Annotated in this window: 8 protein-coding genes; all 8 read right to left on the reverse strand. The window is 74.6% G+C overall.

Translation table 11 applies throughout. From position 1 onward, the window contains the following. Positions 1–38: 38 nt before the first annotated feature. Positions 39–890, reverse strand: coding sequence for a helix-turn-helix domain-containing protein (locus IEZ06_RS06675; RefSeq protein WP_189235762.1), 852 nt, complete (start codon positions 888–890; stop codon positions 39–41). 179 nt (positions 891–1069) lie between these two features. After that, on the reverse strand, positions 1070–1276 hold the full coding sequence (locus IEZ06_RS06680; RefSeq protein ID WP_189235763.1) for a hypothetical protein: 207 nt from the start codon (positions 1274–1276) through the stop codon (positions 1070–1072). A 171-nt stretch (positions 1277–1447) separates the two neighbouring features. Beyond that, positions 1448–3187, reverse strand: a complete 1740-nt coding sequence (locus IEZ06_RS06685) for an acyclic terpene utilization AtuA family protein (RefSeq protein ID WP_189235764.1) — start codon at positions 3185–3187, stop codon at positions 1448–1450. After that, entirely contained in the window at positions 3187–4026 is an 840-nt protein-coding gene (locus IEZ06_RS06690) for an enoyl-CoA hydratase-related protein (protein WP_189235765.1), read from the reverse strand. Before IEZ06_RS06690 ends, IEZ06_RS06685 begins: the two co-directional genes overlap by 1 nt. Positions 4027–4087: 61 nt before the next feature. Next, positions 4088–6277 carry an acetyl/propionyl/methylcrotonyl-CoA carboxylase subunit alpha gene (locus IEZ06_RS06695; protein ID WP_189235873.1) on the reverse strand — a complete coding sequence of 730 codons (2190 nt, stop codon included), beginning with the start codon at positions 6275–6277 and terminating at the stop codon, positions 4088–4090. 2 nt (positions 6278–6279) lie between these two features. Beyond that, positions 6280–7812, reverse strand: coding sequence for an acyl-CoA carboxylase subunit beta (locus tag IEZ06_RS06700; RefSeq protein WP_189235874.1), 1533 nt, complete (start codon positions 7810–7812; stop codon positions 6280–6282). A 201-nt stretch (positions 7813–8013) separates the two neighbouring features. After that, positions 8014–9876 (reverse strand): serine/threonine-protein kinase, encoded by a 1863-nt coding sequence (locus tag IEZ06_RS06705; RefSeq protein WP_229797838.1) that lies wholly within the window; start codon positions 9874–9876, stop codon positions 8014–8016. A gap of 94 nt (positions 9877–9970) precedes the next feature. Then, positions 9971–11332 carry an FAD-binding oxidoreductase gene (locus IEZ06_RS06710; RefSeq protein ID WP_229797839.1) on the reverse strand — a complete coding sequence of 454 codons (1362 nt, stop codon included), beginning with the start codon at positions 11330–11332 and terminating at the stop codon, positions 9971–9973. Positions 11333–11538 lie beyond the last annotated feature (206 nt).

Below are 11538 nucleotides of genomic sequence, written 5' to 3' on the forward strand. Positions count from 1 at the left end.
TGCACGATCTTCGGAAGTTAATCAAGCAATTGCGGCGATCATTCGGCCGATTGCCGGGTGAGGTCCTCCAGGACCCGGACGATCACCGCTCGCGCGTCCTCGCGGAAGGCCGCCACCTCGCAGAACTCCTCGAAGGACCGCTCGTAGAAGGTGATGTCCTCCGGGTCGCGCAGGACCAGGTTCCTGGTGCGGGTGGGCACCGCGACCTGGTCGCGGTCGTAGATCCAGAAGCCGTTGAGCAGGGCGGACGGCAGGGGCGCCGTGAAGGGGACCACGCCGAACTCCACGTTCGGCAGCGCGGTCACGGCGAGCAGCCGGTCGAGCTGGCCGCACATCACGTCCAGCGGCGCCAGCCGGTAGCGCAGCACCGCCTCGGGCACGACGAAGCGGAACCGCTTGCGCTGGTCGTAGAGGATCTCCTGGCGCTGCATGCGGACCCGGATGGCCGCGTCGACCTCGTCGGGGGCGTTGTAGAGGCGCTTGAGCCGGGTGAAGACGCTCCGGGCGTACTCGGTGGTCTGCAGCAGGCCGACGACCAGGCCCGGCTCGAACGCCCGCAGCAGCGTGGTCCGCGCCTCCAGGTCGCGGATGTCCTCCTGGAGCGCGGCCAGGCCGCTGCGGTGCCGCTGCCGCCAGGAGTCCTGGCGCTCCAGCAGCCCGGTGAGCTGCTCGGTGAGCTCCTCGACGACCTCGGGCGCGGCCCCCACGGCCCGCCCCCACGCGCCGATGTCGTCGACGGTGGCGGTCTGGCGGGCGTTCTCGATCCGGGAGACCTTGGAGGCCTGCCAGCCCAGCCGCTCGGCGAGTTCCTTGCCCGACAGGCGGGAGGCCTCCCGCAACTGCCTGAGCTGCACGCCCATCCGGGTGCGGGCCTGCTGGAACTCGCTCATTCCTCGTCCTCCTGGTGGGCGGCCTGCACGAGGGTAGACGCCGGGTGCGGATCATGCCATAGGGCCGCCGCAATCGTGATCGACATGTGCGGCGGGGGAGGTCCCGCCGCCGGCCCGGGGGAGGGCACGGGCTCAGGAGCGCGCCCTCCGGGCGATGTCCACGAGGAGTTCGCGGGGGCTCAGGAGAGCACCCGCCGGGCGATGTCCACGAGGAGTTCGCGGGGGACCTCGACGGCGGTCTCCCCCTCCAGGACGTGCCGGAGCCCGGCCAGGGCCTCGGCGTCGGTCACCCGGAGCCCCTGGACGACGACGGTGCCGCGGTCGGTCTCGTAGAGGGAGGGGCAGGCGCCCGCCTCCGACGTGGAGCCGAGAAACCGCAAACGCATGATGGGTCCTTCCCCGAACGCCATTCGCAACGCAATTGCGCGCAATCTTAAACGGATCAAAGGGGAAGAACGGTGCGGATCACCGAACTCCCAGGAATCTGGGAGCGGCGAACCCGCCCGGCGGCGCCCGGCGACCCGCACTCCCGGTACGGAGCGGGCCGCGCCGGACGCTCACAGCAGGGCGCGGGGGATGTCCGTCACCGCGGCGCGCAGTTCCTCACCCAGCGCCTTGGCCTGGGCGTCCATGCGGGGGCTGGAGGCGACGCCCCGGCCGAGGAGCCCGTGGACGACGAAGTTGAGGGCGAGCAGGTTGGGCAGGTCGAAGCGCTCGACCACGAGACCGGCCGTCTCCGGGAGGAGCTCCCGCAGCCGCCCGGCCGTCAGGTGCTCCGAGAGCCACGCGAACCGCTCGGCGGTCCCGGTCCAGACCCCGAGGTTGGCGTTGCCGCCCTTGTCGCCGGACCGGGCGCCGGCGATCGTCCCCAGCGGAGCCCGCAGGGTCGGCCCCCCGCCCCCGCCGGCCGGGAGGGACGCCCGCACGGCCTGCCGGGGGGACGGCCGTACGGCCTCGGGCGCAGGTGGGGGGACCACCGCGCCGGAGGCGCCCGCGGGTGAGGCCGGCGGGTCGGCGGGCACCTCCCGGCCGTCCAGCAGGACCCGCGGGCGGACGGCGTCCGCGGGCACCAGGCACGGCCAGTAGACCCCGTACGGCGAGGCGTCCCCCGGAGGGGCCAGGCCGTGGAAGCCCGGGTAGGAGGCCAGGCCGGTCTCCACCACGGCGGCGGAGAAGGCGCGGCCGGCCTTCCCCCGGTCGGGGTCCATCACGGTGACGCGCAGCAGCGCGGTGCCCGCGAGCGGGGTGAGCTCGACGTGGACCTGCTCGAAGGAGTCCCGCGGCACGCGGGCCCAGACGGCGTCCAGCGCGAGCCGGGCCTTGGCCTCGATGTCCAGGCCGGTCAGCACCATGGTCATGGTGTTGCGGTAACCGGCGGGGTAGGTGACCGCCACCTTGAGCGTCTCCGGCGGCGCCTCGCCGCGCACCCCGGAGATCCGGACGCGGTCCGGGCCCTGCTGCTCCAGCCGGATCGTGTCGAACCGGGCCGTGACGTCCGGCCCGAGGTAGCGCGGGGAGCCGATCTCGTAGAGCAGCTGGGCGGTGACCGTGCCGACGGACACGGTCCCGCCCGTCCCGGGGTGCTTGGTGACCACGCCGGACCCGTCGGCCTCCAGCTCCACCAGCGGGAACCCGCAGTGCGGCAGGTCGGGCACCTCGCCGAAGAACGCGTAGTTGCCGCCGGTCGCCTGGCAGCCGCACTCGATGACGTGCCCGGCGGCCACCGAGCCGGCCAGCGCGTCGTGGTCGCCGGGGCCCCAGCCGTACCGCCAGATCCCCGGCCCGGTGACCAGCGCCGCGTCGGTGACGCGGCCGGTCACCACCACGTCCGCCCCCGCCGCGAGCGCGGCGGCGATCGGCCGCCCGCCCAGGTAGGCGTTGGCGGTCAGGGGCGTCGCGGTGAGCTTCTCGCCGGTGTCGGCGTTGACCGCGTCACCGAGGACGCCGAGGTCGCCGGTGAGGTCGTCACCGGTCACGCAGGCGACCCGGACCCGCAGCCCGAGCCGGTCGGCCAGCTCCGACACCGCCGCGGCGCACCCGGCCGGATCCAGCCCGCCGGCGTTCGACACGATCCGGACGCCCCGCTCCAGGCAGGTGCCGAGGACCTGCTCCAGCTGCGCCAGGAACGTCGGCGCGTAACCGGGACGGCCGCTGCGCCGGTTGCCCGCCAGGATCAGCATGGTCAGCTCGGCGAGCCAGTCGCCGGTGAGCACGTCGATCGGCCCGCCCTCGACCATCTCCCGGGCGGCCGAGAGGCGGTCGCCGTAGAAGCCGGAGCAGTTCGCGACGCGGAGCATCAGGCGCCCCGGACGGGCTCTCCGGGGTCCGACGGCTCCGGCCGCGGCACCCAGGACGGCAGGCGCTTGGCCATGAAGGCGGCGATGCCCTCCTGGCCCTCGGCGGAGGTGAACCGCTGGGCCGACAGCTCGGCCATCCGGCGCATGCCCTCCTCCACCGGGAGGGCCGGCACGGTCCGGACGAGCTGCTTGGTGATCGCCAGCGCCTCGGGGCCGCCGCGCAGCAGCATGTCGGCGTAGCGGGCGACGGTGGCGTCCAGCTCCTCCTCCGGGACGGCCCGGGTCAGCAGGCCGATCTCCTGGGCGCGGGCGGCGTCGAAGACCTCGCCGGTGAGGAGGTACTCGGCCGCGGCCCGCGGGTCGAGCCGCCGCAGCACGGTCACCGCGATCATGGCGGGCACCACCCCCAGCCGGACCTCGGTGAACGCGAACGAGGCCGAGTCCGGCGCGATCGCGAAGTCGCACGCCGCGACCAGGCCGAGCCCCCCGGCGCGCGCGGTGCCGTTCAGCCGGCAGATGACCGGCTTGGGACTCTCCCAGATCATGCTCATGATCTCCGGGAACGACGCCGTCACCGGCGCCTCGTGCGCGCCGCCCGGCTCGGAGCGCTGCTCCTTCAGGTCCGCTCCGGCGCAGAACACCGGCCCGGTCCCGGTCAGGACGATCACCCGCACGCTCTCGTCGGCCAGCGCCCAGTTGAGCCGGTCCTCCAGGTCGCCGAGCAACCGCACGGACAGCGCGTTGCGGTTGCGCGGCGAGTCGAGCGTGATCGTGGCGATCCCGCCGGACACCTCCTTGCGCACCAGCCGCTCCACCGGCCAACCCCCGTCGCTGTTCATTCCGCCCACTTCCCTCGTCGGCGCGCCGCGGACGGGCCGTCTCCCGTCCCGCGTGGCGCGTTCACTCCGGCCTCCCGATCACGGCCAGTACGGCTCCCGCCTCGACCCGGCGGCCCGGTGCCGCGTCCAGCCCGGTCACCGTGCCCGCGGCGGGCGCGGTGATCCGGTGCTCCATCTTCATAGCTTCCAATACCACGACCACCTGCCCGGCGGTGACCTGATCGCCGGATGCCACCTCGACGCGCAGCACGGTACCGGGCATGGGCGCGAGCAGCGAGCCGGGGGCCGGGCGCTCGACCGGCTCGGGCAGGCGGGGCAGCGGCGTGAGCCGTACCGAGCCGAGGGGGGAGTCCACGTACGTCACGCCGTCGTGGCGGGCGACCCCGAAGCGGTGCCGTACGCCGCCGGTCTCCAGGACCACGAGATCCGGGGCGGCGCCGACCAGGACGGTGTCCGGGAAGCCTTCGGCCCGCAGGCCGTCCCTCGTGATCCGGTAGGCGACCGTGCGGACGGCGCCGCCGCCGGACGGATCCGGGCCGGCCGCGCCGGCCGGGCTCTCTGCGTCTCCCCTGCTCCCCGTGTTACCCGCGCCGACCCTGAAGGCGGCGTGCTGCGGCTGGGAGACCACGTTGCGCCACCCGCTCGGCAGCCCGGCCTGCACGGTCGCCGCGGCCCGGTTCGCGGCGGCCTGGGCGAGGGCGGCGGCCAGGGCGGAGAGCGGGACCGCGTCCGGGCCGCCGGGACCGGCGGACGCACCGGATGCGGTCGGCTCTCCGGAGGCGGTGGACCCGAGGGGTCCGCCGGAGGTTCCGGAGACGAGGCCGGCCCCGGGAGGTCCGGACGGCCCCCGGTCCGCGGCGGCGAGGCCGTGCCGGTCCAGGAAACCGGTGTCGGTCGCGCCGGCCAGGAACGCCTCGTGGCGCAGCACCGCGACCAGCAGGTCCCGGTTGGTGACCGGGCCGTGGATCCTCGCCCGGGCGAGCGCGCCGGCGAGCCTGCGGGCGGCGTCGGCGCGGGTCGCGCCGTGAGCGATCACCTTGGCGAGCATCGGGTCGTAGTGCACGCCCACCTCGGAGCCGTCCTCGACGCCGGAGTCCAGCCGCAGACCGCCGGAGACGGAGGCGAAGCGGGCCGCGACGCCGGGGACGTCGAACCGGTGCAGGACGCCGCTCTGCGGGAGCCAGCCCAGCGCGGGGTCCTCGGCGTACAGGCGGGCCTCGATCGCGTGGCCCGCGGGCGCGGGGGGCGCCGGCGGCAGGGCGCCGCCCTCGGCGATCCGCAGCTGGAACCCGACCAGGTCGAGGCCGTACACGCACTCGGTGACCGGGTGCTCGACCTGGAGCCGGGTGTTCATCTCCAGGAAGGCGACGGTGTCGTCCTTGACGAGGAACTCGACGGTCCCCGCCCCGACGTAGCCGACGGCCCGGGCGGCGTCGGCCGCCGCCGCGCACAGCCGCGCGCGCAGCGCGGGGGAGACGGCGGGGGAGGGGGTCTCCTCGATCACCTTCTGGTGCCGCCGCTGGATCGAGCACTCCCGCTCGCCCAGCGTCCAGACCGTGCCGTGCGCGTCGGCCAGGACCTGCACCTCGATGTGGCGGGCGTCCTCCAGCAGGGGCTCGACGAAGACCGCGCCGTCGCCGAAGGCCGACTCCGCCTCGCGCCGGGCCGACTCGACCGCCCCCGGGAGGTCGTCGGTGAGCCGGACGATCCGCATCCCCCGCCCGCCGCCCCCGGCCGAGGCCTTCACCAGCAGCGGGACCGCCCAGCCGGACGCGTCCCCGCTCATCCGGGCGAAGACGGCGTCCAGGTCCCGGTCGAGGTCGTCCATCGAGTAGCCGGGGCCCGCGGTGAAGTGGGGCAGGACCGGCACCCCCGCCTCGGCCATCAGCGCCTTGGCTCCGATCTTGGAGCCCATGGCGGCGATGGCCTCGGGACCCGGACCGACCCAGGTCAGCCCGGCGTCGAGGACGGCCCGGGCGAAGTCCGCGCTCTCCGACAGGAAGCCGTATCCGGGGTGGACGGCGTCGGCGCCGGTCCGCAGGGCGGCCCCGACGACCTTCCCGATCGACAGGTAGGTCTCGGCGGGCGCGACGCCGGGCAGCCGTACGGCGTGGTCGGCCTCGGCGGTGTGCGGTGCGCCGGAGTCGGCGTCGGAGAAGACCGCGACGGTCTCGATGCCGAGGTCGCGGCAGGTGCGGAAGACGCGGCGGGCGATCTCGCCCCGGTTCGCGACGAGCAGGCGGCGGATCACGGTCACATCCGGAAGACGCCGAAGCCCGCGGGCTCCGGGACGGGGGCGTTGTTGACGGCCGACAGGCACAGGCCCAGGACGGTGCGGGTGTCGCGGGGGTCGATGACCCCGTCGTCGTAGAGCCGCCCGGACAGGAAGAACGGCAGCGACTCCGCCTCGATCTGCGCCTCGACCGCCGCGCGCATCACCGCGTCCGCCTCCTCGTCGTACGGTCTGCCCCGGGCCTCGGCGGCGGCCCGGCCGACGATGGACAGCACCCCCGCGAGCTGCGCCGGGCCCATGACGGCCGATTTGGCGCTCGGCCAGGTGAACAGGAACCGGGGGTCGTAGGCCCGCCCGCACATGCCGTAGTTGCCCGCGCCGTAGGAGGCGCCCATGACGACCGTGAGGTGCGGGACGGTCGAGTTGGAGACCGCGTTGATCATCATGGCGCCGTGCTTGATGATGCCGCCCTGCTCGTACTCCCGGCCGACCATGTAGCCGGTCGTGTTCTGCAGGAAGAGCAGCGGCGTGCGCGCCTGGTTCGCCAGCTGGACGAACTGAGCGGCCTTCTGGGCCTCCTGGCTGAACAGCACGCCGCGGGCGTTGGCCAGGATCCCGACCGGGTAGCCGTGCAGCCGCGCCCACCCCGTCACCAGGCTCGGGCCGTACAGGGGCTTGAACTCGTCGAACTCGCTGCCGTCCGCGATCCGCACGATCACCTCGCGCGGGTCGAAGGGGATCCGCAGGTCCTCCGGCACGATGCCCAGCAGCTCGTCGGGGTCGTACAGCGGGTCCCGCACGGGGCCGGGCGCGCGGCCGCGCCTGACCCGGCCGAGCCCGCGCACGATCCGGCGCCCGATCCGCAGGGCGTCGTGCTCGTCGTCGGCCAGGTGGTCGGCGAGGCCGGAGACGCGGGCGTGCATCTCGGCGCCGCCCAGCGACTCGTCGTCGGACTCCTCACCGGTGGCCATCTTCACCAGCGGCGGCCCGCCGAGGAAGACCTTGGCCCGCTCCCTGACCATGACCACGTGGTCGCTCATCCCGGGCACGTAGGCGCCCCCGGCGGTGGAACTGCCGAACACCAGGGCGATCGTCGGGATGCCGGCGGCGCTCAGCCGGGTCAGGTCGCGGAAGATCCGCCCGCCCGGGATGAAGATCTCCTTCTGCGTCGGCAGGTCCGCCCCGCCCGACTCGACCAGGTTGACCAGCGGCAGCCGGTTCTCCAGCGCGATGTCGGCGGCGCGGAGCGTCTTGCGCAGGGTCCACGGGTTGGACGCGCCGCCCCGCACGGTCGGGTCGTTGGCGACGACCACGCACTCGACGCCCTCGACCACCCCGATGCCGGTGACCACGCTCGCGCCGACCGGGAAGTCGCTGCCCCAGCCCGCCAGCGGGGAGAGCTCCAGGAACGCGGAGTCGGGGTCGACCAGCAGCTCGATCCGCTCCCGCGCGAGCAGTCCGCCGCGCGCCCGGTGCCGCTCGACGTATCTGCCGCCGCCGCCCGCCACGGCCTTGGCCTGCTCGGCCTCCAGCGCGGCCAGCTTGGCGATCATCGCCTCGCGCCGTGCCCGGTACTCGTCCGAGGAGGTGTGCGACCCGCTCACCTGCCCTCCCTCGCGGCTCCCGCCGGCGCGGTGGGCCCCGGCCGGTCCGCCGGGCCGGCGGACCCCGCCGGCCCGGATGCCCGCAGTGTGGCACACCGGGCGGCCGGTCCGCCTCCTCCGGGTCGGCACCACCAGGTCGGCACCGCCGGGTCAGCCGCAGTGGCTCCAGCCGCTCTTCCAGGACAGCGAACCGTGCGAGCCGCCCCAGATCACGCACTTCTTGGCGGCGGTGAGCCGTACCGGGCCCGCGTAGGCGGTGAAGTTGCCGGGGTTGCTCCCCGACGAGCCACCCTTCACCTGGAGGATCGCGTTCATCTTGACCTTGCCCGGGTGGACGTACCGGGACAGGGTGACGACGCAGTTCTGCTTGCTGGTGGCGTTGTAGAGCAGGTGGATAGTCGCGCTGCCGCCGAGCGCGCGGGAGTTGATCTGCCTGAAGCCCGACCCGCACACCTGGGCCGCGGTGAAGGTGTTCGGCTTCAGCGTCGGCTTGGAGGTCGGCTTGGACGTCGGCTTGGACGTCGGCTTGGACGTCGTCTTCGCGGTGGCCGTGGGTCTGGCCGCCGGCTTCGCGGTGGTCCTGGCCGGGGAGGGTGAGGGCTCGGAGGAGCCGCCGATGTCCGTCGGCTGCGACGCCTCGTCGCCCGGCTGCAGCGTCCCGTCGTCCGGGCGGGAGGTGGCCTTCCGCGTCGGGCGCGGCGTCGGCTTCCCCCTGCGCCCGTCGTCCGAACGGGCCCGGGAGTCTCCCGCCGCCGGTTCTCCGGGGTCCGCCGGGCCGCGCGTGGGCTCCGGTGCGGGACTCTTCTGCTTCGGGGCCGGTTCGGGGGACTCGGAGGCCGCGGGCGGCTCGTCGGGGGTGAGCTCGGGGACAGGTTCTCCGACGGGTTCTCCGGCGGGCTCCTGCCGTTCCGCGGAGGAGGCCGCCGGACCGGCGGCCCTGGAGGCGGCGGCCTTCTCGTCGTTCTGCAGGACGACCACGGTTCCGGTGGCCACGCCGAGGGCGGCCACGGCCGCCACCCCGGCCAGCAGCAGGCCCGTCGGGCGCCGCGGCCGGGGCGGCGGCTCCGCGGGACCGGCCGCCCGCGCCCCGCCCTGCCCGGGAGCCGCGGCGTGCGCTGCGGCCTGCGGTGCGCCCTGCGGCGCGGCCGCTCCGGCCTGCCCGGGGACCCCTGCGGGGCCGGGAGGCGGGACGCGGAGCGCCGGGGCGGTGCCCGACATGAGGTGGCCGACGAGCTGCTCGGCGGTGGGCCGCATCGCCGGGTCCTTGGCCAGGCCGGCGGCGATCAGGTCGCGCAGCGGCCCGGGGTCCAGCCGGCCCAGGTCCGGCTCGAGGGTCAGGATCCGGTTCATCACCACGGGGATGGAGTCCTGGCCGAACGCGGGCGTCCCGGTGGCGGCGAAGACCATGGTCACGGCCCAGGCGAACACGTCGACCGCGGGCGTGGCCTCGCCGCCGCTGAGCTGCTCGGGCGCCAGGTAGGACGGCGTCCCCACCGACGTCCCGGTGGCGGTCGTGCCGGGGGAGTCCAGCGCCCTGGCGATGCCGAAGTCGATCACGACCGGGCCCTCGGGGCCCATCAGCACGTTGGCGGGCTTGAAGTCGCGGTGCAGGATGCCCGCGCGGTGGATGGCCGACAGGGCGGTGGCCGTGCTGACGGCCAGGCGCTCCAGCGCGGCGCCGCGGCGCGGGCCCTCGGTGTCGACCAGCCGGCGCAGCGACGGGCCGGGCACGTACTCGCTGACGATGTACGGCCGGCTGCCCGCCAGATCGGCGTGCAGGACCGGCGCGGTGCAGAACCGGGCCACCCGCCGGGCGACCGAGACCTCCCGCAGGAAGCGCGCGCGGGCGTCGGAGTCCGTCGTCAGCCCCTGGTGGAGGAGCTTGACGGCGACCTGCTCGCCCTGGGGCCCCCGCCCCAGGTAGACGACCCCCTGGCCGCCCTCCCCGAGGCGCCCGGTGAGCTCGAACGGTCCCAGCCGCCGAGGATCCTCCGCCGTGAGCGGCTGTACCACGATGACCCCCCGGCAAAACCTGAAAATTCGGTTATGTGGGGCAGCACGCTACCAGTGCGGGAGGGGAGGCGGATGATCTACCGGTTCCCCGGCCTCAGATGGCCTTGCCCGGGTTGAGGATGCCGAGCGGGTCGAAGACGCGCTTGATGCCGTGGTGGACCTCCTCGGTGACCGGCCCCGCCTCCAGCGCCAGCCAGCGCCGCTTCAGCAGTCCCACCCCGTGCTCCCCGGTGAGCGTGCCGCCCCGGTTCAGGGCCTCCCGGAAGACCTCGTCGGCGGCGGCCCAGACGTTGGGCGGCGGCTCGGGCAGCCCGCGGTCGAAGACGAAGACCGGGTGCAGGTTGCCGTCCCCGGCGTGCGCCACCGTGCAGATCAGCACGTCGTGCCGGACCGCGATCGCCTCGATGGCGGAGATCATGTCCGGTAGCGCCGAGCGCGGCACGCACACGTCCTCGACCAGGCAGGCGCCGAGCCGCTCCTTGGCGTGGTAGGCCAGCCGCCGCAGGCCGATCAGCTCCTCGGCCTCCTGGGGGCCGGCCGCCACGGCGACGAACGAGGCTCCGTTCTCCTCGCACAGCTCGCGCATCCGCTCGGCCACCGCGGGCCCGTCGACCGCGTCGGACTGCGCGATCAGCATCGCCTGGACGGCGGGCTCCAGGCCGATGTTCCGCCAGTCGTCGATGGCCTTGAGGGTGGCCCGGTCGAGCATCTCCAGCAGCGACGGCTGGCAGCCGGCCGCGATGACCGCCGCCACGGCCGCCGCCGCGTCGCGCAGGGAGGCGAACTCCGCGGCGATCGTCGCGGGCGGGGCCAGGGGCGCGCGGCGCAGCCGTACGGTGGCGGAGGTGATCACACCGAGGGTGCCCTCGGACCCGACGAACAGCCCGGTCAGGTCGTAGCCCGTCACCCCCTTGACCGTCCGCCTGCCGGTGGTGAGGATCCGCCCGTCGGCCAGGACGACCTCCAGGCCCAGCGCCGAGTCGCGGGTCACGCCGTACTTCACGCAGCGCAGGCCGCCGGCGTTGGTGGCCAGGTTGCCGCCGATGGTGGAGATCTCGTAGGAGGAGGGGTCGGGCGCGTACATCAGGCCGTGCTCGCGGGCCGCGCGGTCCAGGTCGGCGGTGATGACGCCGGGCTCCACCACGGCGATCTCGTCGGCGGGGGAGAGCTCCCTGATCGCGGTCATCCTCTGCAGCGCCAGCACGACGCACCCCTGCACGGCCGTCGCGCCGCCGGCCAGCCCCGTCCCGGCCCCGCGGGGGACCACCGGCACCCGGTGCCGGGTGGCCCACTCCATGACGGCGACCACGTCGGCGGTGCTCTCGGCGAGCACGACGGCGAGCGGGCCGCCCGGCTCCAGGAACGTCCGGTCGCGGGCGTAGGAGTCGGTGACGTCGGGGTCGGTCAGCACCTTCCCGGAACCGAGCGCGGCGGTGAGTTCAGCGATAGCGGTCACACCCCGGACTGTACGGCCCGCGGGACCGGTCCCCGTACCGCCCGTAAGCCCGGTTCCGGGCCCGCCGCCCGCGCGCATCCCGGCCCGGAGTCGTCGTCCGGCATCATGCCGTTAATTAATTCCTGTCCCTTATGTCCTAGTTGTGAGATATCTTCCAACAAACCAATTGATCACATTTTTACAACATCAGTCGGACGGTTTACCTC

The sequence above is a fragment of the Planomonospora antibiotica genome (assembly GCF_014647955.1).
In the GTDB taxonomy this organism is placed as follows: Bacteria; Actinomycetota; Actinomycetes; order Streptosporangiales; family Streptosporangiaceae; genus Planomonospora; species Planomonospora parontospora.